The following is a 26036-nucleotide window of genomic DNA, read 5'->3' as shown; positions in this document are numbered from 1 at the left end:
AGGATACGACTTTCCGTCGTATCCTTTGTTTTCAAATGACTCAGCTCTATTATTTTTTAAAATCACTGTATATAATAAAGACATACATTCTTAGTTATATAAGGAGGAGTTTATGCTTATAGATGATGCAGGCGGTCTTGTTTTCAGACCTCCCAGCGAAGCTCGCAGTTTTATTTTACGGGTTACTATCGGTTGTTCCCACAATGCCTGCACGTTTTGCACCATGTATAAAGACTCTCGCTTCCGTATTCGCCCCCTTGAAGAAATAGAAGGTATTATAAATCGTGCTGCAACAGCTATGCCCTATACTCGCAGAATTTTTCTTGCCGACGGCGATGCTCTCGTCTTACCGACAGAATCTTTGTTGCAAATTCTCGACAAATGCCGTACCGCATTCCCGTCTTTGACTCGTGTCGGCGCCTATGCAACTGCAGCTGATATTAACAGAAAATCGGTAGAAGAATTAAAAACGTTGAAAGAGCACGGCTTAAAAATTATTTACATAGGCATCGAAAGCGGCAGTGATAAAGTCTTATCACTCATCAACAAAGGAGTCACAGCTCATGAAACGCGCCTGGCCTGTCACAAGGTGTTAGAGGCGGGCATGAAACTTTCCGCCATGATTTTGTTAGGACTGGGAGGCCAAGAATATACAAAAGAACATGCAACTGAAACAGCATCCCTCATCTCGGATGTGAATCCGACCATGCTCAGTGCCTTAACACTCATGATTCCTCGCACGGCCCCTTTATCTATCGATGTCGGAGCCGGACGATTTACTCCCTTAACAGCCCGCGGTTTTCTCGACGAGCTGGAAGCCGTTTTACAACAAACAACAATGACTTCCCCTTGTATTTTCCGCAGCAATCATGTTTCCAATCTCTTTGCCCTCGCCGGCACGTTGCCCCAAGATAAAAGTGCTCTTTTATCCGAGCTAAGTTTATACAAACCGCAACTGGATAATACGGTACCTCTCCTCAATAATACCGGTGGTTTTTAATTGATATACTCATGAAAGGATATATTATGAAAAAAGTATTCGTTCTGTTACTTCTAATCCAAGTCATCTGTCTTACATCTTTGGCAGCTGATACGGCAACTTTTGACGGTAGTCGGAACGTACTGATTTGCCGTACGACACAAAATAATTATGCGTCTCATTACTTAAATAAAGGTATCAGGGAGCCCTTTCGGATTCCTTGGTGGAATGTTATAAACGCCGATGAAATTCTTTCTTCGTCCGACATTACGGAAGCGAATCTGGCCGAATTGGCTACTCGCTATCAGGCGGACCTCGTCATCGTTCCCTTTGTCAACCATTGGTACTTCAGACAATTTCAAGGATTCTTCCCGTATAACGACGACTGGTATACGGAATACTCTTATCGTTTCAGTCTCTATGCTTACGATAAAGAAACCGCTTCCTTCCGTTCTTACACCGTAAACGGACAAGGAAGTAAAGAAGCCGTCGACTTGAATAATCCCGATGATATACTGAGACCGGCTGTAAAAAGACTTCTCGATGAATTCCCGTACAAACGAATTCCCAGAGATCGCCCCCACTCTTCAAGTTCGATAAACAAATCTCTTTCCGTGTCTACAACAAACGGCGGAGCCAAAATCTACAAATCTCTTGACGGCGCCGTATCCATTTAATCATTTCGGCATGATTCATTCAAAGGAGCCTCTATGGTATTAAGCGGAAAAAAACGCCCCTTATTACTCATACCTGTAATTATTATCCTCTTTACACTTTGGGTTCACTATACACGTATAACCTCAAGCGTACGCATCGGTGTCAGTCTAAACCTTTCCGAAACGGCTGCCCCTGCCGAGTTACATATGGAACAGGGTATCGAGTTAGCCGCCGACATACTCAATGAAAAGGGCGGCATTAACGGTCGTCGTCTAGAAATTATGACACTGGATAATAAGGGAAATGAAAAAGGCGGTGAAATTGCGGCTGAAAACGCGGCTTTACGCCATGCCGCAGCCTTAATCGGCCCTTTAGATTCAAAACTGCTTTCTCCGACAGCTATCGTAGGCGAAAACAGAGACTTGCCCATCATTACTCCGGCACACGTCGATACAGATATGTGGACGGACACTTGTACAGGGATCCCTTACAATTACGTGTTTACCGCAGCCCTCACCTCTGCGGAAGAAGGGCGTGCCATGGCAGCCTTTACCTCTCAAAAACTACATAAATCCCGTATATTAGTCATCTACGCCGGAGATTCTCCCCGTTCTACCGCTGCCGCCGAGGCCTTCTCCGCCACTGACAATATGGAAACTTTTTCAATGGACATGCATCAACATGGTACGGCCGATTTATGCGAATATTTGCTTACCGCCTCGTATGATGCCGTCTATATGCCGCTTACAGGACGTCAAGCTGCTTCTTTTATAACGTTCTTGCGACAGGCCGGCCGTTCTCCCGTTGTCTTGGGATCTTCTCTATGGAGTTACGACGGTTTGGAACAGTATCTGCCGCCTACTTATTTACAAAGTCTTTTTTATACGGAAGCATACGGAAATGACCCGACATATGAAGCAGGCGAAGAGTTTGCCGAGCGCTATTACGCGAAGTACGGAATTTCTGCCGACTCATACGCCGCTTCAGGATTTGATGCTGTTATGTTGATCGCCGAAGCGGTTAAGCTTTCCGGTTCGACTGCCCCGGAAAATGTACATAAAGCCTTATCCTCCATTTCCGACTATGCCGGTGCCGCGGGACCGACAACCGTACAAGGACGTCATATAACTCATCCCGCCTTTATTTTTACCTTCTGGCAGGGCAGTCCTGCTTTATTGGATACGCAGTCGCCTTATAAACAATAAGGGGTATACTCTTTAAGTGCCTCTCGCCACCTACGCCACTCGGGCATCATTCGACTTAAATACGCATAAAATCGTACCGAGTGATTGGGCTCCAAAAAATGACATAATTCATGTAAAACAACTTGATCCGTACAGGACAATGGTGCTATAACCAAATAGGTATTTAAAGTAATCAAACTTTTAGTCGGTATGCAAGATCCCCAACGAGAGCGCATGCGACGCAACTTCATCTGCGGATAGGGAACACCGTACGGAGCCGCCACAGGATACAAGCGTGCTAACACCTGTGGAAAAACGTGTTCCGCCGTTTCCTTTAACAAATTTCGGTAAAGGTTGACTCGTTCATCTCGATTATCTTTTTCGTAAACGTACAGATATACTCCGTTTTCCGTTATACACGCATGATGACGACGAGTGGCGGGCTCAATGAACAACGGCATTTCCTTACCGAAAATATGCACACTCGTACCGTCTGCCAGAGTGAGCCCCCGCATAGATGCCTTTTCAATAAATAAGCGACGCTCTTGCAAAAACCGTTCTACTTCTTTTTTAGATACGAAGGGCGGCGATGATACATATAAACTTCCGTCCGGTCTGACGCGAAGATTTAAGGTTTTGATGGGTTTACGTCGCCATTCATATTCGTATACATTTTCACCGATGCGTAGAGTATCTGTTGTTTTCATGATAATTCTCCGTTCACCTCTTTAATATATTCACTATAAGAAGGGATTTTATGTTGGAATTTACGGCCATTGATTTTGAAACGGCCAACCGTTACGCCGACAGTGCCTGCTCACTGGCAGCCGTAAGTATAGCCGGTCAGTCAGTGATGCATGAGGGATATACATTAATTAAGCCGCCGTTTAACCGCTTTGACGAGGACAATATTCGAATTCACGGAATTACTCCGCAAATGGTATCTGCCAAGCCGACCTTTGACGCTTTATGGCCGGATATACGTAAACGTCTGAATAAACGAATTCTTATTGCCCACTACGCGGTCTTCGATACACGCGTATTGCGCAGCTTGATTAAGCGCTACAATCTACCGGGACTGAATGCCTCTTACGCTTGTACCGTTGAAATTTCACGTAAGGTTTGGCCCGATCTGCCCAATCACAAACTGGATACGGTTGCTGGCCATTTGGGCTTTACTTTCCGTCACCACCAAGCTTTAGACGATGCCCGTGCTTGTGCCCGAATCGTTTGTGCCGCAGCCGAACGTACCGGGGCCTCATCCGTCGAGGATTTACTGACTCGCACGGGACTGAAATTAAAGCATTTCTAGTACATTACTATATCATCTTAAGGAGGTTATTTACCATGAACATTGTCTTACTTGAATCCCTGGGAGTTACTTCCCAAACGCTACAATCTTATTCCAAAGAATTGGAAAATCTCGGCCATACCTTCACCGCTTATGAACGGACAGATGATACGGCGACATTAATTAAAGAAAGTGCCGACGCGGATATTCTAATGATAGCCAACATGCCTTTATCCGGAGAAGTCATTCGTGCCTGCAAACACTTGAAATATATTAATATAGCATTTACAGGAGTCGATCATGTAGACCTTAAAGCGGCTGAAGAAATGGGTGTTAAAGTCAGCAATGCTTCGGGATACTCAACGGTGGCCGTTGCAGAACTTACCTTAGCCATGATGCTCGACTTACTCCGCAACGTACCGCAAATCGATGCCGCTTGCCGCCGGGGACAAACGAAGGCCGGCCTGATCGGGGGCGAATTGGAAGGAAAAACAGTAGCCATCTTCGGCACTGGAGCTATCGGCACCAAAGTCGCTCAATTGGTACACGCATTCGGAGCCCGCGTTATTGCTTATAACGGATTTTCCTCTAAACCCGATACGGAGCTCATTACATATTTACCTTTAAAAGAACTCATGCAGGAAGCCGATATCGTCTCTCTCCACTGCCCCGTAACGGACCAGTCGCGGGGAATCATTAATAAAGAAAGTCTGTCCTATATGAAACCTACAGCATACCTTATTAACGAAGCTCGCGGTCCGGTTGTGAATTCACAGGATTTGGCAGACGCGCTTAATAACGGCTCTATTGCCGGTGCCGCTATCGATGTCTTCGAAACGGAACCTCCCATTGATGTCAACCACCCCCTGCTTCATGCAAAAAATACTATTGTAACTCCTCATGCCGCTTTCGCTACCCATGAATCAATGAATAAACGAGCTCACATCGTATTTGAAAATATTCACACCTTCTTGGCAGGAAAACAGCAAAACATTATCCTCTAAAAGCTGAATGAAAACGGACCGCATAGCGGTCCGTTTTTTATATAAATTACTCTTTTTCTTTCAATCTCGTAAAAACCGTCTGCCTACTCAAATGCAGAATTTTAGCCACCTGACTTTGCGTATATCCTTGTGCCCTCAAATCATGAATGAGCGATTGTTGGAATAAGTGCTGAAGTTTTTTCATATCTAAATCGGGGAGCCCTTCTCCGTTTATGTCAATTGCTTCTTCAGGTGTATCAAATAAGTAGCCGTAGTCCCCCTTGTCTTCTTCCCCTAAAACATGATAACGCAATGCCACACTGTACAGTTCACGGATATTTCCCCACCAACGATGTCTTTGCAACGCCTTTTTTAGGGCTTGCGGAATACACTCCTCACTATACGGTTGTCTCGATATCTGCTCCATAAACGAAGCAAACAGATACGTTATATCGGACGGCCTGTCATCCAACGTCGGTAAATTCAACGTCAGTGTATTGAGACGAAAAAATAAGTCATTTCTGAATCTCTCCTGTGATACCTCTTTGACAACATCCTGATTGGCCGCCGAAATAATGCGTATGTCCAGAGGAATGACGAAGTCGGAACCTATTCTCATGACTTCTTTCGTTTCCAGAACTCGTAACAGTTTAGACTGTATATTAGCGGACATACTGTTTATTTCATCGAGAAAAATAGTCCCTGTATGAGCTAATTCGAAAAGTCCCGCCTTTCCTTCTTTTCTGGCCCCTGTAAAAGCGCCGCCGACATAACCGAAGAGCTCACTTTCCAACAAGTCCGACGGCAAGGCCGCACAGTTTACGGCCACAAAAGGGCCCTTATGACGTATACTGTAATTATGAATACTCTGGGCAAAGAGTTCTTTCCCCGTTCCGCTTTGTCCTTGAATCAATACGGGCGCTTCATAAGTTGCCATCACCTTAGCCGTCTCTATGACACTTTTCATCTTTTCGTCACAGGTCTTAATATCTTCAAAATGATGGGCTGCCACCAAGCCCGTACGAGACAACTTATAGCGAATATTTTTTTCTAAATGTTGAAGTTCCGTTACGTCTCGAATATTTAAGATATAGCGTGTGTCATTGTCAACTTTAAAGATCGTTGCCGTCAAAACCAGAGTGTAAGAACGAATTGTGATGACCTTTTCTTTATCACACAGTGCACGAGGTTCTATATTTAATGCTGACGGAAAAGCCGAGGCTATATTCTTTCCCTGATCAACGTAATGTAAATATTTCTTAGCCGCTTTGTTGACATGATATATATTTCCTTCTTCATCGCAAACAACAATCCCGTCATGATAGTTTTCCAAGACGGCGCTCATCGTAGCCCCCCAACTTTGCCCCTGTCGCTTAAAATCAACGAGTTCACACGCATACTGGTAAACTGATAAAATAGCCGACTCACTGGGGCGAATCGTCATAATCGGCATCGGTGTGTTAGCAATTTGCGGCAACAGAGTACAGCCGACAATAACCGTATTTTGTGTTACGGGAATGCGATTCACAATAGTACGCAATTCCTGGTATGTCGTTTCTATCGCATAAGCAGCATGTATTTTTAACTTCTGCTCAAGTTCCGCTGGACAGGCGGCAGCATTAAACATAAAGTTTTTGCTCAATAAAAGGTGTATAGTATCATAGTCTTTTACCTGTTGCAATGTATACAACGTGTCACTGGTCGAACTGTAAAGACATAAGACGGGAATCTCTTTAACGGCGGCACTTAAAATCTGATAAGACCCGCTGTTGGTAATAATGACCTGTGCTCCTTGGGCAATAAGTTGTTCAGCCTGTTCGACCACCCTTTCCAACTCAATAATTGCAATTTCCGTATCAATCTGTTTTTTCTCTTCTTCCGGTCTATAAATCCAAAGAATAGATTCTACTTCTTTTTTCAGTAATTCATCGGCAAGTAAAAATACGATCTTTCCCATAAGCATAGCCTCCTCTTCTTTAGAATACACCGACATGTAAAGTCATGTCTATTTTTTTTACATTTTTTTATGTCTTTAATATCTTTAAAATCTACCTTTCGCATAAATCCGCCTTTTTATATGTTGGCACGATAATTTCATTCATAAGTTTAAGAATGAAAGACGTAAAAACGTCATATTTTATTAAACCAGGAGGTTGTACGATGAAAAAACTGTTAACAGGTGACGAAGCCGTCGCCAGAGGCCTCTACGAGGCCGGCGTCCTCTTTGCCTCGGCCTATCCGGGCACTCCCAGTACGGAAATATTGGAAAACGTATCGACGTATGATGAAATTTACTCCGAATGGGCTCCTAATGAAAAAGTAGCCATGGAAGCTGCTATCGGTGCATCAATGGCCGGCGTACGTTCTTTTGCCGCTATGAAAAGGGTAGGCGTAAACGTAGCTGCCGATCCCCTCTTTACCTTCTCGTATTTAGCCGTAAACGGCGGATTTGCCTTCGTTTCCGCAGACGATCCGGGTATGCACTCATCCCAGAACGAACAGGATAACCGAAACTACGCGAAATTCATGAAAATCGCCATGCTTGAACCTTCGGACTCTCAAGAATGTCTCGACATGACCAAAGACGCATATCGTCTCAGTGAAGAATTTGAAGTGCCTGTCATGATTCGTATGACGACACGTGTCTGTCATTCCAAGAGCCTTGTTACTGAAGGCAATCGTGTAGAGGTTGCCCCTGTCCTGTACGAAAAGCATCCTGAACGAAATGATGCTATTCCGGCCGTTTCCAAAGTACGCCGACATATCGTCGAAGCTCGCGAAGAAAAATTAAAAGCTTATAGCAACGACTGTCCTTGGAACTACGAAGAAATGCATGATACGAAAATCGGTATTGTTGCATCCGGTGCCGCTTACATGTATGCCAAAGACGTGTTCGGCGACAAAGCATCCTACTTTAAGGTCGGGTTATCCTATCCCATGCCGGTTGAGAAAATTCGTGCATTCCGCGAAAAGGTAGACGAATTATATGTCATCGAAGAGTTGGATCCGTATATGGAAGAGATTCTTCGCACGGCCGGTATCGACTGCCACGGCAAAGACGTCATTCCCAAGATTGATGAATTAAACCCCAATATCATTGCCGAAGCCATTCTTGGGACAACCCGGGAATTCAACGATGTACCTCAAGACTTATTGGTTCCCAGACCTCCTACATTCTGTGCCGGCTGTCCGCACAGAGGCTTCTTCTATGCCCTCAGCAAGCGTAAAGATACGGTTATGATCGGCGATATCGGTTGCTATGCTCTCGGTGGTGCCGATCCGTTAAATGCCATCGATCTGGCAGTCTGTATGGGTGCCGCTTTCTCCTTAGGGCACGGCATGTCTCATGCTTTCGAAAAAAGCAACCAACCGAAACGCGTCGTCAGCATCATGGGCGATTCTACTTTCTTCCATACGGGGATTAACTCTCTCATAGAGGTGGCCTACAATGGGTCTCCGACAATTAATGTCATCCTCGACAACCGTATTACGGGTATGACCGGTCATCAGGAAAACCCCGGTACAGGCTATAATATCAAGGGCGATACAACCTCGTTTATCGACATCGAAGCCGTAGTCCGTGCCTTGGGCTTGAAAAATATTCGCATCGTCAATCCCTTGGACTTAAAAGCCATGAACGAAGCTCTGGACTGGGCTTACGCTATTACGGATGAACCGTCCGTAATCATCACCAAATGGCCTTGTGTTTTGAAGAAATTCTCTAAAGAAGATAAAGAACAATTTGATTTAAATATGACACCCTTTGTCGTTGACCAGGACAAGTGCATCGGTTGCAAAAAATGTCTCTCTACCGGTTGCCCGGCATTGCGTTTTGACGACGAAAGCAGAAAATCGAATATTTCCGTAGACTGTGTCGGTTGCGGCGTTTGTGCCCAGGTCTGCCCGGTCAACGCCATTTCCCGGAAGGAGGCTCGTTAATATGAGCGAAATCAAAAACGTGCTCTTTGTCGGCGTCGGCGGACAAGGTGCAATTCTTGCCAGCAAAATTCTCACTATCGGTTTAATAGAAAGCGGTTATGATGTAAAAATGTCGGAAGTACACGGCATGAGCCAACGCGGCGGTTCCGTAAGTACTCAAGTACGCTTCGGTCCGAAGGTCTACTCTCCCATTATCGGTCCTGGAACAGCGGACTTACTCGTTTCTTTTGAAGAAATGGAAGCGGCCCGTTACCTGAAGTTCTTAAAACCCGAAGGCAAGGTTGTTGTCAATACGCTCCAGATCCCGTCTATGCCCGTCTTATCGGGAAAAAGAAAATATCCGCAAACCGTCTTGGAAGAATTAAAAGCGCGGACTACCGTGTTACCCTTAAATGCCACACAGATTGCTACGGATATCGGCAACCCCAAAAGTGCCAACGTCGTTCTTCTCGGAGCCTTAATCAAAGCATTGGATCTAACGGATATTGATTGGAAATCTATTATCAGTCGTACAGTGAAGCCTAAATTCGTTGATATAAACTTAAAAGCATTCGATGCAGGTATGGCTGCCGTATAACAATTTTACTCCTCTTACGGGTCGGGGGAGGCCCGTAAGAGAGAGTTTTCAGGAGGGTATTATGTCTTTCATTGAAAAGCTTCCTATCATCAACCGTTTCACAGGCCCGTCTCAAGAAGAGCTGGCTAAAGAAGCGGGTATGACCCTTTCCGAATGGAAGGCCGCAACAAAGCTCGGCGGTATTGACATTGGGTGGATTATTATGGACATCGGCATGGCAATCGGCGCCGGCATTGTTTTTCTTCCCGTTCAGGTCGGTTTATCCGGCTTGTGGATTTATATTCTTGCCGCACTCATCGGCTATCCTATTATGTATCAACACCAGAAACTCTTCTTAAATATTCTGGCCGATGCGCCGAAGTGTGAAGACTTTGCAGGCATTATTTCGGGATACCTGGGCAAGAACTGGGGGTTCGCCTTAGGTGCTATTTATTTTATCTTTACGACGATCCTCATCTTTCTCTATTCAACCGCACTGACCAATGACAGCGCTTCTTTCCTCGTAACCTTCGGGGTCACGGAAACATCCATGGCTGATAACATCTTCTACGGATTGGGCATAATTTGCGTTCTCGTAGCCGTTGCTTCTCAAGGTGAAAAGCTGTTATTTAAAGTCGCATCAGGCATGGTTCTTACGAAGGTCTTCGTCATTGCCGCCATGGGTGTGTTAATGGTTCAATACTGGAACGTCGCCAACATCGCTCCTGTGCATAATATCGGGTACATAATTAAGCAATTCATCATTATTTTACCCTTTGCCGCATTGTCTATTGAATTCTTCGCCAATCTCAGCCCTACGGTTATCTACTACCGCAATCATGCCGAAAATAAAACAGTAGCCCACTATAAGGCATTACGTACATACAATTACGCTTACATCATCTTGTTGGTAGTCGTAATTTTCTACACCGTATCCTTTAACTTGGCAATCTCTCAAGAACAGGCCATTCAGGCATATCATGCCAACATTTCCTCCTTGGCTATGGCGGCAAAAGATATTGACGGCTCGTTAGTAAAAGTCTTCAGTCTCTTGCTTAATATTTTTGCCATTGTAACGGCCTATTTTGCTATGTTCCTTAGTTTCCGCGACTCTTGTTGCGGCATTGCCGTTAACATATTGGAACGGCTTATTCCGACGGATAAAATCAACCGCACAATCATTAAATACGGCACCAGTATTTTCTGTATAGTCCTTTGTTGGGCCGTCATCGTTTTTAATGCCCCGGTACTCAGCTTTGCTTCTCTGTTAAGCCCTATGATCGGAATTATCGCTTGTTTCTTACCCCTTTGTCTTGTATATAAACTTGACGTTTTTAAGAAATACCGCACGTTCCAGGTCGTACCCATAGCCTTACTCGGTTTCTTCTTACTTATTTCACCGTTTATCTCCCTTTCATAGGGACGGTTAACATGATATTCTCTTCATAAAGGAGTGATTTCATTGGCATCTAAAGAAATGTATCAATGGGGGGCTCAGAGCTCCGTAATTCGCGCCCTCTTTACATATGGCCGTGAACAAGCCGCAAAAATAGGTGACGAAAACGTATTCGACTTCAGTATCGGTAACCCTACCGTGCCGGCTCCGGAATGTATCAAAGACGCCGTTACGGAAATCATGGAAACCCGCACAGCCGTTGCTGTTCACGGGTATACGGCAGCAGCCGGCGACCCTGTCGTCCGCAAAGGATTAGCCGATTATATGAATAAAACCTTCAATGCCGGCGTCGAAGCAGGTAACTTCTACATGACTTGCGGTGCTGCCGCTTCCTTGACTATTACGTTAAAGGCCCTTGTAGAATCTCCGGACGATGAAATCGTCGTCATTGCTCCGTATTTCCCGGAATACACAGCTTTTATTAAAAATTCGGGAGCTGAAAAAGTCGTAGTACCGCCCGATATGGAAAGCTTCCAGATTCCCTTCGATGCTTTGGAACAGGCGATTACATCGAAAACACGAGCTCTGATTATCAATTCTCCGAACAACCCTTCCGGCGTCGTATATTCTGAAGATACGTATAAGAAATTAGCCGCTCTCTTGGAAAAGAAGTCCGGCGAAATCGGACACCCCATCTATTTAATTGCCGACGAACCGTATCGCGAAATTATTTATGACGGCCTGACCGTCCCTTATGTTCCTCACTACTATAAGGATACGATTATCTGCTATTCGTACAGTAAATCCCTGTCCTTACCGGGCGAACGCATCGGCTACATCCTCGTCCCTCCTTCGGCTACGGACAGTAAGGAAATTTATACGGCTGTCTGCGGTGCAGGCCGCATCATGGGCTTCGTATGCGCTCCCCATCTCTTCCAAGACGTAGTCTTAAAATGCCTTGGACAAACGTCGGACATTTCCGTCTATGACGCTAACAGAAAATTGCTTTACAACGGTCTTAAAGAATTGGGCTATGAATGTGTATATCCGAGCGGGGCCTTTTACTTATTCGTCAAATCTCCCGAAGCGGATGCTAATGCCTTCTCCGAAAAAGCAAAGGCGCTTAACCTGCTCATTGTACCGGCTGACAGCTTCGGATGCCCCGGCTATGTCCGTATTTCCTATTGCGTACAGCCCGATATGATTCGCCGTTCTCTCCCGGCATTCGCCGAATTGATGAAGTCCTATCGTTAAATCTCATTCTTCGCTTACCTACTATAGAAAAGAAGGTGCTTCATGGATTTTCTCAACGAATACCGAAAAAAGTTAATTACTGCCGAAGAGGCTGCAAAAATTGTAAAAAGCGGTGATTGGATCGACTACAGTCAATGTTGTTCTTTCCCGACCGACTTGGATAAGGCTCTGGCGGCTCGTAAAGATGAACTGACGGACGTTAAGGTCCGTAACGCCATTTCCGCCCTCCCGATTGCTGTCGTAGAAGAAGACCCGGACCAGACGGCTTTTACGTATAACCTCTGGCACTGTTCCGGTTTAGATCGAACTTATCTCGACAAGGGTATGGCTTACCATGAACCCATGCTCTTCCGCCACTGCGGTTCCTATTATGAACAGGGCATCGCTCCCGTCGATGTAGCCATGCTTACCGTCTCCCCGATGGATAGGCACGGTAATTTCAGCTTCGGCCTCACGAACTGTTGCCAACAGGAAATGTTAGATGCGGCTCGCAAGATTATCGTCATTCCGAATAAGCACATGCCCGTTATCTCGGGCCTGGCTAATGACCATATCCACGTTAGCGATGTAGACTACATTGTCGAATCGGACACGCCGTTGCCGACTATGCCTAATCGCAATCCCGGAGACATTGACATTAAAATTGCCGAACACATCTTTCCGTATTTACGCGACGGCATGACACTTCAACTCGGTATTGGCGGTATGCCTAACGCCTTGGGCTCACTTATTGCCCAATCCGATTTGAAAGACTTGGGCATGCACACTGAATTGATGAGTGACGGGTACTTGGAGCTGTACAAGGCCGGGAAAATCACGAACAAAAAGAAAACCCTCCATCGCGGCAAAGGTGTTTTCTCCATTTGCATGGGTTCGGAAGAGTTATACGACTTTCTTCACCAAAACGAGTCAATACTCTCGGCCCCTATGTCATATGTAAATAATCCGACGGTCATGGCAGAACTGGATAATTTTATTTCCATTAACAGCTGTATCTCCATGGACTTGTACGGACAAATTTGTTCCGAATCATCGGGCACACGACAAATCAGCGGTACCGGAGGACAACTCGACTTTGTAACCGGAGCCTATAGCGCTGCTCACGGCAAGGCATTCCTCGCCATGCCGTCCATGTATGTCGAAAAAAAAGGTATCCGCCACTCCAATATATTTCCGCATTTTACGAGAGGCGACATTATTACGACTCCGCGCACGCAAGCTCCGTACATGGTTACGGAATACGGCATAGCCAGACTCGTCGGCTTACCTACCTGGGAGCGCGCCGAAAAAATAATCGGTTTGGCTCACCCCGACTTCCGCGAAGAGTTGATTCAAGCCGCTGAAAAGCAACAAATTTGGCGCAAAAGCAACAAACGATAATACAAAACGTCCTGTCAAATCAAATATTGACAGGACGTTTTTATATTTTTATTACTTGCTTTCAAAGAAGGCTTTATAGGCAAGATACGCACAGTACGCATCAGTTTTGGCAACCAATTCAAGCGGTGCGTGCATACTGAGCATGGCTACGCCGCAATCAACGACCTCGCACCCCCAGTCGGCCATAATATAGGCAATCGTACCGCCGCCCCCCTGGTCTACCTTACCGAGTTCCCCGGTTTGCCACGGAACACCGTTTGCATTGAAAATTCGGCGCACCTGTGCCAAAAACTCGGCATTCGCATCATTACTGCCGGCTTTACCGCGAGCTCCCGTATATTTACATAAGCAAATACCGTAACCCAAGCGTGCCGAATTATTTTCTTCGTAAGCTCCGGGAAACACGGGATCAAAAGCCGCGCACACATCGGCTGACAAGACCTTGCTATGGCGCAACATACGGCGAACAAATAATTCTTCCTTTTTCCCTTGTAAAGCCAATAGTTCCGCTACAAAATCCTGGAAATACGATGCTTGAACACCGGTATTTCCTACTGACCCGATTTCTTCCTTATCCGCAAAAAGAGCAATTTGGGTAAATTCTCCTGCCGTTGCATCTAAAATCCCCGCCAAATTGGCATATGAGCACACCCGATCGTCGTGTCCGTGTGCCATAATCATGGAGCGATCCAGTCCCACGTCACGGCTCTTTTGGGCCGGAACAATTTCCAGTTCCGCACTGGCAAAATCCTCTTCCTCAATGCCGTATTTATCTTTAAGAATCTGCAGTATTGCCGGTTTAACTTCCTCTTCTTCCCCGCAAAGCCCGACAACCGGCATGAGCATTTCACCTTCAATCGCTTCACTTAACTTTTTTGCCGCCTGGTCTTTTCCCAAATGCGGTAATAAATCATTAATGAAAAATACGGGATCATCCGGATTATCACCGATGGAGACTTCCGTCTTACGACCGTCCGTATTATATACAACTCCGATTAAACTTAAAGGCCGGCATACCCACTGGTATTTTAAAACCCCGCCATAATAATGGGTCTTAAAATAAACGATTTTATTTTTTTCGACAACCGGCATTACCTTTAAATCCAATCGCGGGCAATCTATATGTGAGCCGACGATCCTGGCTCCGTCTTCCAAGGGTCGTCTTCCAATGACTGCCAAAATAACGGACTTGTCCTTTTGATTCCAGTAAACCTTATCTCCCGCTTGCAAACTCGTATATGAGTCTATAGAACGAAATCCCGCACTCTCGGCCTGTCCGAGAATTTCTTTAGCTGCCAAGCGTTCCGTCCGTGCCGTATCAAGAAACTGACGATAATTTTTACAATATTCATCAACCTTTCTCCGTTCCTGCACATCAAATCTGGCCCATACGCTATGTTCTCTATCAAAAGTCTGCATTCTCTTCCTCCTACTTCATAAGCTTCTTATACAGTTCACTCCGACCGCAAGCGCTCATAACCCGTATCGGAATCTTCTTTATTATAATACATCATACTGAAATAAACAGGGCTGTTCGTTCATATTTTTAATAATTTCTTCCGGTCTTCCTTGAAAAGCACGGAATTTCATGCGGTTGAGTAATTCTTCTTGACTATGTCGTTCCGAATCGGCATAGAAGGCCCTGAAAAGTTTCATTAAAAAAGAAGGATTTTTTTACTCTACGCCGAATTATAACAATAACGTATTTCTTAGGAGGCGATTAATGTATGAAAGAATATGCAAGCGATAAAATTCGTAACGTAGCTGTACTTTCACATGACGGAGCCGGCAAAACGGCCGTTGTAGAATCATTACTCCTTGCCGGCGGCGCCGTATCGGCCGTAGGGACAGGCAAAGATAATAAGCACATTATGGACTTCGAACCTGAAGAAATTAAGCGGAATGTAACTATTCAACTCGGCATCGCTCCGTGTGAATGGGATGGATATAAGCTCAATTTCCTCGACACGCCCGGCTACTCCGAGTTTTGCGGAGAAGTGCGTGCCGCCTTACGGGCCTGTGACGGCATTTTACTTGTCGTATCGGCTGAAGAAGGCATTGAAATGGATACTGAACGTGCGTGGGACTATGGCGTAGAATTACAACTTCCGCGTATGATTTATGTTAATAAAATGGATACGGAACATGCCGACTTCTTCGGAACGTTGGAAAAAATGCGTTCCCTTTTCGGCAAATCCATTATGCCCTTACAAATACCTATAGGTGAAGGACATGATTTTCGCGGCATTATCGACGTTTGCAAAATGATGGCTTGGGAATGGACCGGTGCAGAGGTCAAGGAAATCAAAGTACCTCCTCAATATATGGCAAAGGCACGCGAAGTTCGTGAAATGTGCATGGAAGCGGCGGCTGAAGGTGACGACACTTTACTGGAAAAATATTTGAACGGCGAAGAACTGACCCTGGAGGAACTACGTTTCGGCTTACGTCAAGGCATGCTCACCGGACGCGTTTGCCCTGTTATGTGCGGCAGCGCCACAACCCACATGGGTACTACGGAACTGCTGAATCGTCTGGTTCGCTATATGCCCGACGCTTCCCAAAAAGTAATTATGGGCACTAACACGGCGGATAATGAACCGGTCATGGTTTATCCTAATAAGCCCTTTACCGGCTTTATTTTTAAAACGTCCATCGATCCGTTCTCCGGAAAATTAAGCTATATTCGAATTTTTTCGGGCGAATTAAAAGAAGGCGACCGCATTGTCAATATAAATCAGCAAAAAGAGGAAAAAATCGGCAAAGTCTTTACTCTGGTAGGAAAGGAACAGATTCCTGTAGATAAGGCTACGGCCGGTGATATTGTCGTCTTGCCGAAGCTGGGCGATGCCAAAACAGGTGACACACTGGCAACCTCGGTCTTCCCCATTGTGTACGAACCCGTTCGCTTCCCCACACCTCTTCACACGATAGCCTTGGTTCCTGCAAAAAAAGGCGAAGAAGAAAAACTGACAGCTGCTCTCCTGCGCATCAGCGAAGAGGATCCTACCTGCCGTATGGAAAAGGACCCTGAAGGGCATCAGGTTATCTTACATTGTATGGGTGACGTTCATTTGGAACACATTCTTACAAAAATAGAGCGAAAATACGGAATCAAAGCTCTGCAAGAAAAGCTGTACATTCCTTACAGAGAAACAATTCGCGGCTCCGTAACGGCTGAAGGGAAACATAAAAAGCAAAGTGGCGGCCATGGCCAATTCGGACATGTGTTTTTACAAATTGAGCCGTCCGACAACGGTGAATCTTTTGAGTTCGTCGATGCCGTATTCGGCGGTGCTGTACCGCGGCAATATATTCCGGCCGTTGAAAAGGGTGTACGCGAGACCTTGGACAAAGGGTTATTAGCCGGTTATCCTATGATTAACATCAAAGTAACCTTAAAGGACGGGTCTTACCATCCTGTCGATTCTTCCGAAATGGCCTTCAAAACAGCTGCCGCTCTGGCCTTGAAAAAGGGTGTGCCTGATGCAAAGCCCGTCATTCTTGAACCGATATACAATGTAGACGTCGTCATACCCGAAGAATTTATGGGCGATGTCATGGGTGACTTCAGTAGTCGTCGAGGGCGAATCCTCGGTATGGAACATCATCGCAATCGTAGCGGCATCATAGTCGTCAAGGCTCAGGTCCCCTTAGCCGAAATGACCGGTTACGTTACAACCTTGCGTTCCATGACTCAAGGCAAGGGCACGTTCAACATGGAATTTTATGCTTACGAAGAAGCTCCTCAAAAAGTAATCGATTCGGTCATTGCCGAAAAGGCCGCTCAAAAACAGGAATAGAATATGAGCACCTCTGCCATTGCATAAGCGGCGGGGGTGCTATTCTTTTTTCGTATATCGCTTAACCGATTATTGCATTGTTTACCTTGTTCTTTTTATCACAAGGAACTATAATTAAGAATAAGAGTACGTATGAACAACTATAATAACAACTTATATGAAGGGTTTGGTGATTACAATGTCTCAATGGACAGATATGTACAAAGAAAAGACTGTCAGTGCCGCAGAGGCCGTTAAAATTGTAAAAGACCACGATTGGGTCGACTACGGTATGGCTACGTCACAACCGATTGTGCTCGATAAGGCCCTGGCAGCCCGTAAGGATGAATTAAAGGATATTAAAGTCCGTATGGCCTTTTCGCTCTCTCCGCGGCATATTATAGATGAAGACCCGGAACGAAAAACATTTACGGCCATGAACTGGCATATGAGCGGATACGATCGCAAACTTTGTTCGCAGGGACTCAGCAACTTCATTCCCATGATGTACCGTAACAAACCGTCTATTTATAGAGATATTCTGGATGTGGACGTAGCGATGATTACGGTGAGCCCCATGGATAAACACGGCTTCTTCACCTTCGGACCTACGGTTTCCGCAACGGCTGAAATTTGTAAAAAGGCGAAAAAAGTAATCCTGGAAGTTAACGAAGCGGCACCTCGCGTTCTCGGCGGCTCCGACGAATGCATTCATATTTCCGATGTCGACCTAGTCGTCGAAGCCGGTTCTATCCCCATGCCTATCATTCCTTTCAAAGACGGCAACGACACGGATAAGACGATTGCCAAAATGATTTTGAAAGAAATTCCTGACGGAGCTACTTTACAGTTAGGCGTTGGCGGTCTTCCCAACGCGGTAGGCGCCATGATCGCCGATTCCGACTTAAAAGACTTGGGTATGCACACGGAAATGCTCGTCGACGCGTTCTTACTCATGTATAAAAAAGGCCGTCTGACCAACCGTTGCAAGAGCCTTGACCGGAATAAAGCCGTTTGGTCTTTTGCTGCAGGCAGCGAAGAATTGTATGAATGGTTGGATGATAATCCCTATTTAGCGGCTTACCCCGTTTCCTATGTCAATGACCCTTGCGTAGTAGCTCAGCTGGATAACTTTATCTCCATCAATAACTGTCTCGAAGTAGACTTGTTCGGCCAGGTTTCTTCCGAATCATCAGGAACAAAGCACATCAGCGGAAGTGGCGGGCAGCTTGATTTTGCCGACGGTGCTTATCGCTCCAAAGGCGGAAAAAGCATCATTGCCTTCCATGCCACCTTCACGGACAAGTCGGGAAAAATGCAATCCCGAATTCGTCCCACCTTACTTCCCGGTACAATCACGACCGTACCTCGATCCCAGACCCATTATGTAGCAACGGAATACGGCATTGCCAACCTGATGGGCGCCTCCACATGGGAACGTGCGGAAAAACTTATTAACTTGGCACATCCCGATTTCCGCGAAGACTTGATTAAAGAAGCGGAGGCTTTCAAAATTTGGCGATACAGCAATAAACGGTAACCTTCTCCCTTTCCACACCTCTTTCCTTGTGTTCGCCTTCCGAATGTGATAGAATATAAAAGCTTGATTGGGTCAAGCATCTTTCTTGCCCTTTTTTTCAAAAAAGGGCCATATGTCCAGAAGAGGAGGTGATTTCGTGAAAAAGTACGAAGTCATGTTTATCGCAAAACCGCTCGAAGAAGCTGAAGTTACTCCTATCGTAGAGTTTATCAGCAATCTTCTCACAAAAAACGGTGCAAAGATTGAAAAAGTCGATCTCTGGGGCAAACGCCACTTGGCATATCCCGTCAAAAAACAAAACGACGGTTACTATGTCTTGATCAACTTTGAAATTGAACCGGATGCGATTTTCGAAATTGACCGTGTCATTAAAATCCGTGAAGAAATCTTGAGACATTTGATCGTTAAGATCGGCGAATAACCGGAGGCGCAAAGGATATGAATTCAGTACAATTATTGGGAAACTTAGCTCGTGACCCGGAAATCCGTTTTACCAAGACAGGTAAAGCAGTCGCAATGTTTACCGTAGCCTGCACACGCACGTACATTCCTGCAGGAAGTACGGAACAACGCGAATTAACTGATTTTATTCCTTGTGTCGCATGGGGTAATTTGGCAGAAAGTTGTGGTAACAATTTGGCCAAAGGCAAGCGTGTATTCGTAGAAGGTCGTATCTCCGTTCGCTCGTACGAAGGAGCAGACGGCCAGAAACGCTATCGCACGGAAGTCGTCGCCGATTTTGTAGCACAGCCGATGGGTTCCGATTCGTCCCAGAGCATGGGCGCTCCTGTAAGTAAACCCGCATCATCCGATACCGGTTTTGACGGTTTAGGTAGCGAGTCGGACGAAGAAATCCCGTTCTAGAGTCAAATACATCCCTTCAAATCCAATAGAGGGAGGAATTATATAATGAGAAGAGATCGTTCGAGAAGACCCAGAAGAAAAGTTTGCAACTTCTGCGTAGATCATATCGAAGAAATCGATTACAAAGATACGGCTAAACTCCGTCGTTTCACGACGGAACGAGGAAAAATTCTTCCTCGCCGTGTATCCGGTGTTTGCGCTAAACATCAGCGTAAACTCACAGTAGCTATTAAACGTGCACGTGCGATTGCATTGTTGCCGTACACAGCTGAATAATAACGAACAAAAGGCTGAAACTGCATGCAGTTTCAGCCTTTTCATTTTTCAAAACTTATTGTCTGTCGGCAACGATACACCAGCCTTCAAGCCGCTTCCGGTTAATAATAAAACCGCCCCTTTACAGGAGCGGTCAAATACGTTATCCGTGGAATAATTCTTTGGGAACGACAATAGGACTAAACCCTGTCTGAACGGCCTTTCTAGGCACATAAACACTTAGAAACGAAGGGCAGACTTCCAGTTCAAGCGGAAAATCCGGTCCCTTATCCCCGTCCATATTAGTCGACAGTTTCTCATCGTCTACAATGGAAATACGTGCTTTTTTTATCTGTGTCAGCGTCATATACTCCGAGTTTATGGGTAACCCCGCCAGGACTTCCGGGATAACCTTTAATACATCCAGGTAATTAAATTCCTTAAACACAGCCAGCCAAATCGTACCGTCATCGACCTTGGCCTTAGGCGCTATGTTGTTAAAACTGCCGACAGAACTGGTGAGCATTGCCACGATAAGCGGCGATCTGCGGACTTCCGTTCCCTCGTCCGACTCAATCTTAAAAAGTGATGTTCTGCGTGATTGCAAGGCCTTAAGACCTGTAAGGAAGTACGCCATCGGGCCGAGACGCGTCTTTTGTTCAATAGATACGCTTCCCACCGCTTCGGGCATTACACCTGCCGCAACAGTATTGACAAAGTAACGATCATTAACTCGACCTATATCCACTTTTACCAACTTGCAATCCCGTAACATGTCGATAGCATCTTCCGGCTGCAAGGGAATATTTAAAGCCCGTGCCAAATCATTCACTGTTCCCAAGGGTACAAAGCCGAACTTGATTTCTTTTCCGGCCTGAGCCAAGCCGTTTACGGTTTCATTTAAAGTCCCGTCTCCACCCATGGAAAAAACGGCATCATAATTATTGTTAGACGCTTCTTTCGCCCAGTTGACGGCATCCCCGCTACGCCGCGTCTCACGCAGTTCCACTTCATCGAACATAGTTTGCAGTTGAGCGTACAAGTCGTCCTTATAATACTTTGCCTTTTCCCGCCCGGACGTAGGGTTTACAATCATCATACACCGGCTCACTGGTATGCCCTCCTATCATTTCATCTGTCCTTATTATAACTATAATAAATTGTTTAGTGAAGATAAAACGTTCCTGTGCTATAGTAGAAACGAATACATAACGAGGAGGCCTTACATCTATGTCATGGGGTTTTAATACTACAACACCTTTATATAACCGGCCTCGCCGCACCGTATACGGTCGCAAGGGCATGGTTTGCACCTCTCAGACGTTGGCGGCACATATTGGTCTGGATATGTTAAAAAAAGGCGGAAATGCCGTCGATGCTGCAGTAGCCGTTGCTATTGCGCTTACCGTTTTAGAGCCCGTAAGCAACGGTATAGGTAGCGACTTGTTCGCCATTATTCATATGGACGGACATCTATACGGGTTAAACGGCAGCGGGTTTTCCCCTGCAAAACTGACACAATCCGATCCGAATATACCAAACCGTCTCCCCTCCTACGGATGGCTGCCGGTTATGATTCCCGGTGCCCCGGCTGCTTGGTATGAATTGCACAGTCGTTTCGGCAAGTTGCCTTTTAAAAGTCTCTTCGAACCGGCTGTGGATTATGCGGAGAATGGCTTTGCCGTCATGCCGGTTTTAGCCCGACTCTTACAAAGCGAGTACAAAAAGTATGCTCCCTACAAGAACCGGTCTGAATTTTCCGGTCTCTTCAATACGTTCTTCTCTGACGGGCCCACCGAAGAAGGCTGCGTCTTAACGCTTCCCGACCACGGAAAAACCTTACGAAACTTGGCCGAAACGGCATGTTCATCTCTTTACACGGGGCAGCTGAGTCGCATAATAGACGAATACTCTCGTATGACAGGCGGACTTATTCGTCACGAAGATTTAAGTGCTTATAAGCCGTCTTGGACAACCCCCGTAAAAATGTCATATAAAGATTACGACGTTTGGGAATTGCCGCCTAACGGTCAAGGTATTGTTGTAAGTGCCGCACTGGATATATTAAATAATCTTACGCCGCCTACTGCCGACCCTGTTGAAAAACTGCATATGCAAATAGAGGCTTTAAAAGCCTCTCTAACGGACGGTAAGAAAACTATTGCCGATCCGACCTACATGAAAATATCAACAGACGACTTTCTCTCTGAAGAAAGCAGGCTGAATCGACAACGCCGCATTTCCACTACAGCTCACTTGCCGGACTGCCCCGACGTAAGCGATGGCGGTACGGTATATGCCTGCACGGCCGATAAGGACGGAAACTCCGTATCCCTCATCCAAAGTAATTATGACGGCTTCGGTTCGGGCATTGTCATTCCCGGAACGGGCATCGCTCTTAACAACCGAGGACGAAATTTCAGTGCCGACCCGACTTCCCCCAATGCCGTAGGACCGCGTAAAAAATCATACCATACAATTATTCCTTCATTCTTAAGTAAAGACGGTATACCTATCGGTCCCTTCGGCATCATGGGTGCCTTCATGCAACCGCAAGGACAACTGCAGTTAGTTATCGATACAGTAGACGAGCACCTGGATCCGCAATCGGCTTTGAACAAGCCTCGTTGGCAATGGACGGGCGACAAGAACATAGAAGTTGAACCCGACTTTGATTCCCGCCTCGTTGCCGCCTTACGAGAAAAGGGGCATTGCGTTACTGTAAATTCTGATATAGCCGTATTCGGCCGAGGACAGATTATTTGGCGAAATAAAGACGGCATACTTGCCGGTGCTACGGATCCTCGCACGGACGGGGACGTAGCTGTCTGGTAACTATTCGAAAAAAGGGGACTTACCTATGTCTGAAAACACTTTATACGTACGTATCATTGAAGTTTTGAAAAAAGAGGTCGTCTATGCCACAGGCTGTACCGAACCCATTGCTTTAGCCTACGCTGCGGCTACGGCTCGCAAATACTTAGAGTCGGAACCGACCGAGATAGCTGCTTTCGTATCACCCAATCTCATGAAAAACGGCATGGCCGTCAAGGTACCCGGCACGGGACTTCCCGGTATGGATATTGCTGTGGCTGTAGGCGTTACGGGCGGCGATCCCGAGGGCGGTCTGGATGTTCTTCGTAAGCTAACAGATACCGATGTGGAAAAGGCAAAAGAATTAATTGCCCAAAAAATAGTTTCTGTCCAAGTTGCCGACACTGGTCTGCCGCTTTATGTCGAAGTCTGTCTTACCGCGGATGCACACTGGGTTCGCGTCATTATCCAAGGACGACATACAAACATTGTCCGCATTGAAACGGATGAAAAGGTTATTTTCCATAAAGATGACGAATCAGCATCTCCTACCAACCCCGATCTGCCTTTTATGGAAACACTAAATCTAAAACTTTTATATGAATTCGCAAAAACCGTTCCCTTAGCCGATATTGAGTTCATGGCCGAGGCCGGTCGCGTTAATGATGCCTTGTCAGCTGAAGGCCTACGCCATCATTACGGTCTCTCTCTGGGCAAATCCATGCTTGATGATTTGCAAAACGGAATGATACCCGAAAACTTCCACGATCGCCTGATTATGGAAACTACAGCTGCTTCCGATGCCCGTATGGGTGGAGCTCCGTTTCCGGCAATGACGAATGCCGGCTCTGGCGACCAGGGCATTACAGCAACCGTCCCGGTTAATGTGACGGCTCGCTATCTCAAGTCATCCCGTGAAGACCACATACGTGCCTTAGCACTCTCACATATTACGGCGATTTATATTCACGCTTTTTACCCTAAACTTTCCGGTCTTTGTGCAACAGCAACGGCTGCCATGGGATCTGCGGCCGGTATGACCCTTCTCTTCGACGGTTCATACGAAATGCTGGAAGCCGTCATCTCCAATATGACCGGTGAACACATCGGTATGGTTTGTGACGGTGCCGGAGACGGCTGCTCCTTGAAAATCGCCACGGCTGTCGACGCCGCCTATAGAGCCGTTTTTCTGGCTCGTAAAGGAATTCGTGTCGGTGGAGCCGAAGGCCTTGTCAGCAACACCGCCGACGAATCAATACGAAATATAGGGGCTTTCGCGACTAAGGGTATGCAAGTTGCCGACAAGGAAGTCCTCCATATTATGATGACGAAAAATCGTTCTTAAAAACAGTTTATACGAAAATACCGAATAATTGACATATGTTATTCGCCTTCCTATAATGAGAACGATAGGATAGCTTTTATATCCCGACCGCATGGTTATCATGACGCTTCTCTCACGGATGTTACCCCATCTCGACACAAGAAGAATGAGCCATGCCGTATGGTACAAGACTACAACACAGGTTTTATACATCTGTCCGTCGAAAGTTTGCAGAAGTTATCCTTCAATGAATAAGGGCTGCTCATAAGAGGGATACCATTATTTACCCCCTTAGCAATACGTAGCCGCTAAGGCTGCAAAGTTCCCGTAATATACCTAAAGGAGATTGATATAAATGAGCGAAAATTGTACAAAAAGCAGTTGCTCCGGCTGTGCCAGCAACTGTTCCGATCGTAAAGCACCTCAAAGCCTCTTAGCAGAACCGCATGAAGGAACACACGTAAAACACGTCATTGCAGTTGTCAGCGGCAAGGGCGGTGTCGGCAAATCTTTAGTAACCTCCCTCTTAGCCGTACAAATGAAAAAGCACGGATATAAAACGGCGATTCTTGATGCTGATATTACAGGCCCTTCTATCCCCCAGGCTTTCGGTTTGAATGAACGTGCTTCAGGGGATGAAAGCGGCATTATTCCTGTAACAACTTCAACGGGTATTAAGGTTATGTCCATGAATGTACTTCTCGATAATACTGCCGATCCGGTTGTTTGGCGAGGCCCCGTTATCGGTGGAGCGGTTAAACAGTTTTGGACGGATGTCTTGTGGGGAGATATTGATTACATGTTTGTCGACATGCCTCCCGGAACCGGTGATGTACCCTTAACAGTCTTCCAATCCTTGCCCATCGACGGAATCATTGTTGTTACATCACCGCAGGAGCTGGTTTCCATGATTGTCGAAAAAGCTTTGCGCATGTCGGATCTCATGAAGGTCCCCGTACTCGGTATCGTAGAAAACATGAGCTATTTTGAATGTCCCGACTGTCATAAGAGACATTCAATCTTCGGCAAGAGCCATGTAGACGAAGCCGCTAAAAAGTACGAAATTCCTCACGTAGCCAAGTTGCCTATTGATCCGCAATTTGCCGCCCATGTGGATAAGGGTGATATTGAATCGTACGCGGTTAATTACTTGTCCGACACGGCCGAATACCTCGCCGCTACAACGAATGATTAAAAACTAAAAAGAAGGTTTCTCTTTACGTGAACTGCACCCCAAAAATTGGACACAATTTTTGGAGGTGCAGTTTTTTGTGTCAAAATATTCAAAAGAAGTAAAAGAAAAGGCTATTTATCTTTCTGAAAAAGGATGGAATTCTTTTAGCATTGCTAAAGAACTTGAGATTCCAGAAAGTACTGTAAATGGGTGGTTACTTAAATTTAAGATTAATCATAATATAAATAGAAAAATGGTTAAACAGGTATTTTCAGCAGACTTCAAACGTAAAGTTATTGAAACCAGATGGAAAAATAAGTTATCCTTTAAGGAAGTAGCAGAACATTTTAATTTAGATAATCCTAGCCTAATCGCAGCATGGTAAAAAAGATACTTAGATGAAGGAATCTCAGGATTACAACCTAACCCTAAAAGTAGACCATCTATGAAACCGAAAGAACTAATACCACCCTCAAAAGATTAAAGTATTAAATCAGACAAAGAACGGATAAAAGAACTAGAAGCTGAAATCGCTCGGCTGAAATATGAAATGTCTTTTTACGATGACTTTATGAAAGAAATACGTGAAATTGCTAAACCCAATAGATCTGTAAAAAGAAAGCACAAACAAGTGCCATCGAAAGATTAAGAAAAATATATCCCC

23 protein-coding genes are annotated in these 26036 nt (G+C 45.6%); 19 read left to right on the top strand and 4 right to left on the bottom strand.

Features of this window, described 5'->3' with window-relative positions; all coding sequences use genetic code 11:
- Positions 1-112: 112 nt before the first annotated feature.
- Genes HMPREF9429_RS03470 through HMPREF9429_RS03460 form a run of 3 tightly spaced genes read left to right on the top strand, consistent with a single transcriptional unit; the run spans position 113 to position 2841 of the window.
- Entirely contained in the window at positions 113-1000 is an 888-nt protein-coding gene (locus HMPREF9429_RS03470; RefSeq protein WP_040773634.1) for a radical SAM protein, read from the top strand.
- Positions 1001-1026: 26 nt separating this feature from the next.
- Positions 1027-1656 carry a hypothetical protein gene (locus HMPREF9429_RS03465; protein WP_040773653.1) on the top strand — a complete coding sequence of 210 codons (630 nt, stop codon included), beginning with the start codon at positions 1027-1029 and terminating at the stop codon, positions 1654-1656.
- Between the two features lie 33 nt (positions 1657-1689).
- The gene (locus tag HMPREF9429_RS03460; RefSeq protein WP_006941647.1) at positions 1690-2841 is read left to right on the top strand and encodes an ABC transporter substrate-binding protein; all 1152 of its coding nucleotides are present in this window, start codon (positions 1690-1692) and stop codon (positions 2839-2841) included.
- On the opposite strand, the gene HMPREF9429_RS03455 is transcribed toward HMPREF9429_RS03460, so the two are convergent.
- Entirely contained in the window at positions 2829-3527 is a 699-nt protein-coding gene (locus tag HMPREF9429_RS03455; protein ID WP_006941645.1) for a M48 family metallopeptidase, read from the bottom strand. The two genes, HMPREF9429_RS03460 and HMPREF9429_RS03455, sit on opposite strands and share 13 nt — an antisense overlap.
- A 50-nt stretch (positions 3528-3577) precedes the next feature.
- Here HMPREF9429_RS03455 and HMPREF9429_RS03450 point away from each other — a divergent pair, with 50 nt between their 5' ends.
- Positions 3578-4132 (top strand): 3'-5' exonuclease, encoded by a 555-nt coding sequence (locus tag HMPREF9429_RS03450; RefSeq protein ID WP_006941643.1) that lies wholly within the window; start codon positions 3578-3580, stop codon positions 4130-4132.
- A gap of 35 nt (positions 4133-4167) precedes the next feature.
- A complete protein-coding gene (locus HMPREF9429_RS03445) occupies positions 4168-5115 on the top strand; it encodes a 2-hydroxyacid dehydrogenase (protein WP_006941642.1) in 948 nt (315 codons plus the stop codon).
- Between the two features lie 46 nt (positions 5116-5161).
- Here HMPREF9429_RS03445 and HMPREF9429_RS03440 read toward each other — a convergent pair whose 3' ends face one another.
- On the bottom strand, positions 5162-7051 hold the full coding sequence (locus HMPREF9429_RS03440; protein WP_040773633.1) for a sigma-54 interaction domain-containing protein: 1890 nt from the start codon (positions 7049-7051) through the stop codon (positions 5162-5164).
- Between the two features lie 203 nt (positions 7052-7254).
- Here HMPREF9429_RS03440 and iorA point away from each other — a divergent pair, with 203 nt between their 5' ends.
- From iorA to HMPREF9429_RS03415, 5 genes are all read left to right on the top strand, one after another.
- Positions 7255-9033 carry an indolepyruvate ferredoxin oxidoreductase subunit alpha gene (gene iorA / locus HMPREF9429_RS03435; RefSeq protein ID WP_040773631.1) on the top strand — a complete coding sequence of 593 codons (1779 nt, stop codon included), beginning with the start codon at positions 7255-7257 and terminating at the stop codon, positions 9031-9033.
- Between the two features lies 1 nt (position 9034).
- Positions 9035-9610, top strand: coding sequence for an indolepyruvate oxidoreductase subunit beta (locus HMPREF9429_RS03430; RefSeq protein ID WP_006941632.1), 576 nt, complete (start codon positions 9035-9037; stop codon positions 9608-9610).
- A gap of 61 nt (positions 9611-9671) precedes the next feature.
- The gene (locus HMPREF9429_RS03425) at positions 9672-11009 is read left to right on the top strand and encodes an SLC5/6 family protein (RefSeq protein WP_232216642.1); all 1338 of its coding nucleotides are present in this window, start codon (positions 9672-9674) and stop codon (positions 11007-11009) included.
- A 42-nt stretch (positions 11010-11051) separates the two neighbouring features.
- The gene (locus tag HMPREF9429_RS03420; RefSeq protein WP_040773629.1) at positions 11052-12239 is read left to right on the top strand and encodes a pyridoxal phosphate-dependent aminotransferase; all 1188 of its coding nucleotides are present in this window, start codon (positions 11052-11054) and stop codon (positions 12237-12239) included.
- A 42-nt stretch (positions 12240-12281) separates the two neighbouring features.
- Positions 12282-13619 (top strand): acetyl-CoA hydrolase/transferase family protein, encoded by a 1338-nt coding sequence (locus HMPREF9429_RS03415; RefSeq protein WP_006941626.1) that lies wholly within the window; start codon positions 12282-12284, stop codon positions 13617-13619.
- Positions 13620-13670: 51 nt separating this feature from the next.
- Here the strand turns inward: HMPREF9429_RS03415 and HMPREF9429_RS03410 are convergent, their stop codons facing one another.
- Positions 13671-15038 (bottom strand): aminopeptidase, encoded by a 1368-nt coding sequence (locus tag HMPREF9429_RS03410; protein WP_006941625.1) that lies wholly within the window; start codon positions 15036-15038, stop codon positions 13671-13673.
- A gap of 308 nt (positions 15039-15346) precedes the next feature.
- Here HMPREF9429_RS03410 and fusA point away from each other — a divergent pair, with 308 nt between their 5' ends.
- From fusA to rpsR, 5 genes are all read left to right on the top strand, one after another.
- The gene (gene fusA, locus HMPREF9429_RS03405) at positions 15347-17422 is read left to right on the top strand and encodes an elongation factor G (protein ID WP_006941623.1); all 2076 of its coding nucleotides are present in this window, start codon (positions 15347-15349) and stop codon (positions 17420-17422) included.
- Positions 17423-17600: 178 nt separating this feature from the next.
- A complete protein-coding gene (locus HMPREF9429_RS03400; RefSeq protein WP_040773647.1) occupies positions 17601-18941 on the top strand; it encodes an acetyl-CoA hydrolase/transferase family protein in 1341 nt (446 codons plus the stop codon).
- Positions 18942-19077: 136 nt separating this feature from the next.
- On the top strand, positions 19078-19362 hold the full coding sequence (gene rpsF, locus HMPREF9429_RS03395) for a 30S ribosomal protein S6 (protein WP_040773627.1): 285 nt from the start codon (positions 19078-19080) through the stop codon (positions 19360-19362).
- 17 nt (positions 19363-19379) lie between these two features.
- The gene (locus HMPREF9429_RS03390; protein ID WP_006941617.1) at positions 19380-19805 is read left to right on the top strand and encodes a single-stranded DNA-binding protein; all 426 of its coding nucleotides are present in this window, start codon (positions 19380-19382) and stop codon (positions 19803-19805) included.
- Positions 19806-19850: 45 nt separating this feature from the next.
- A complete protein-coding gene (rpsR, locus tag HMPREF9429_RS03385; protein ID WP_006941612.1) occupies positions 19851-20081 on the top strand; it encodes a 30S ribosomal protein S18 in 231 nt (76 codons plus the stop codon).
- A 142-nt stretch (positions 20082-20223) separates the two neighbouring features.
- On the opposite strand, the gene HMPREF9429_RS03380 is transcribed toward rpsR, so the two are convergent.
- Positions 20224-21171 carry a diacylglycerol/lipid kinase family protein gene (locus tag HMPREF9429_RS03380; protein WP_040773624.1) on the bottom strand — a complete coding sequence of 316 codons (948 nt, stop codon included), beginning with the start codon at positions 21169-21171 and terminating at the stop codon, positions 20224-20226.
- A 119-nt stretch (positions 21172-21290) separates the two neighbouring features.
- Here HMPREF9429_RS03380 and HMPREF9429_RS03375 point away from each other — a divergent pair, with 119 nt between their 5' ends.
- From HMPREF9429_RS03375 to HMPREF9429_RS03360, 4 genes are all read left to right on the top strand, one after another.
- Positions 21291-22895: a gamma-glutamyltransferase family protein gene (locus HMPREF9429_RS03375; RefSeq protein WP_050777762.1), complete on the top strand. Its 1605-nt coding sequence runs from the start codon at positions 21291-21293 to the stop codon at positions 22893-22895.
- 25 nt (positions 22896-22920) lie between these two features.
- A complete protein-coding gene (locus HMPREF9429_RS03370) occupies positions 22921-24219 on the top strand; it encodes an L-cysteine desulfidase family protein (protein WP_006941609.1) in 1299 nt (432 codons plus the stop codon).
- A 334-nt stretch (positions 24220-24553) separates the two neighbouring features.
- A complete protein-coding gene (locus HMPREF9429_RS03365) occupies positions 24554-25393 on the top strand; it encodes an Mrp/NBP35 family ATP-binding protein (protein WP_006941608.1) in 840 nt (279 codons plus the stop codon).
- A gap of 76 nt (positions 25394-25469) precedes the next feature.
- Entirely contained in the window at positions 25470-25757 is a 288-nt protein-coding gene (locus HMPREF9429_RS03360) for a hypothetical protein (protein ID WP_040773621.1), read from the top strand.
- Positions 25758-26036: the final 279 nt, after the last annotated feature.

Origin of the sequence: Megasphaera micronuciformis F0359 (assembly GCF_000165735.1) — a bacterium.
Classification (GTDB): domain Bacteria; phylum Bacillota; class Negativicutes; order Veillonellales; family Megasphaeraceae; genus Megasphaera; species Megasphaera micronuciformis.
This window is presented reverse-complemented; position numbering and strand designations above follow the sequence as displayed.

Coding starts and splice junctions, on each gene's coding strand:
- HMPREF9429_RS03460 (WP_006941647.1), top strand. CDS start 1,690: ATGGTATTAAGCGGAAAAAAACGCCCCTTATTACTCATACCTGTAATT.
- HMPREF9429_RS03390 (WP_006941617.1), top strand. CDS start 19,380: ATGAATTCAGTACAATTATTGGGAAACTTAGCTCGTGACCCGGAAATC.
- HMPREF9429_RS03430 (WP_006941632.1), top strand. CDS start 9,035: ATGAGCGAAATCAAAAACGTGCTCTTTGTCGGCGTCGGCGGACAAGGT.
- HMPREF9429_RS03465 (WP_040773653.1), top strand. CDS start 1,027: ATGAAAAAAGTATTCGTTCTGTTACTTCTAATCCAAGTCATCTGTCTT.
- HMPREF9429_RS03410 (WP_006941625.1), bottom strand. CDS start 15,038: ATGCAGACTTTTGATAGAGAACATAGCGTATGGGCCAGATTTGATGTG.
- HMPREF9429_RS03470 (WP_040773634.1), top strand. CDS start 113: ATGCTTATAGATGATGCAGGCGGTCTTGTTTTCAGACCTCCCAGCGAA.
- HMPREF9429_RS03375 (WP_050777762.1), top strand. CDS start 21,291: ATGTCATGGGGTTTTAATACTACAACACCTTTATATAACCGGCCTCGC.
- iorA (WP_040773631.1), top strand. CDS start 7,255: ATGAAAAAACTGTTAACAGGTGACGAAGCCGTCGCCAGAGGCCTCTAC.
- HMPREF9429_RS03415 (WP_006941626.1), top strand. CDS start 12,282: ATGGATTTTCTCAACGAATACCGAAAAAAGTTAATTACTGCCGAAGAG.
- HMPREF9429_RS03450 (WP_006941643.1), top strand. CDS start 3,578: ATGTTGGAATTTACGGCCATTGATTTTGAAACGGCCAACCGTTACGCC.
- HMPREF9429_RS03370 (WP_006941609.1), top strand. CDS start 22,921: ATGTCTGAAAACACTTTATACGTACGTATCATTGAAGTTTTGAAAAAA.
- HMPREF9429_RS03365 (WP_006941608.1), top strand. CDS start 24,554: ATGAGCGAAAATTGTACAAAAAGCAGTTGCTCCGGCTGTGCCAGCAAC.
- fusA (WP_006941623.1), top strand. CDS start 15,347: ATGAAAGAATATGCAAGCGATAAAATTCGTAACGTAGCTGTACTTTCA.
- HMPREF9429_RS03400 (WP_040773647.1), top strand. CDS start 17,601: ATGTCTCAATGGACAGATATGTACAAAGAAAAGACTGTCAGTGCCGCA.
- rpsR (WP_006941612.1), top strand. CDS start 19,851: ATGAGAAGAGATCGTTCGAGAAGACCCAGAAGAAAAGTTTGCAACTTC.
- HMPREF9429_RS03425 (WP_232216642.1), top strand. CDS start 9,672: ATGTCTTTCATTGAAAAGCTTCCTATCATCAACCGTTTCACAGGCCCG.
- HMPREF9429_RS03455 (WP_006941645.1), bottom strand. CDS start 3,527: ATGAAAACAACAGATACTCTACGCATCGGTGAAAATGTATACGAATAT.
- HMPREF9429_RS03440 (WP_040773633.1), bottom strand. CDS start 7,051: ATGGGAAAGATCGTATTTTTACTTGCCGATGAATTACTGAAAAAAGAA.
- HMPREF9429_RS03445 (WP_006941642.1), top strand. CDS start 4,168: ATGAACATTGTCTTACTTGAATCCCTGGGAGTTACTTCCCAAACGCTA.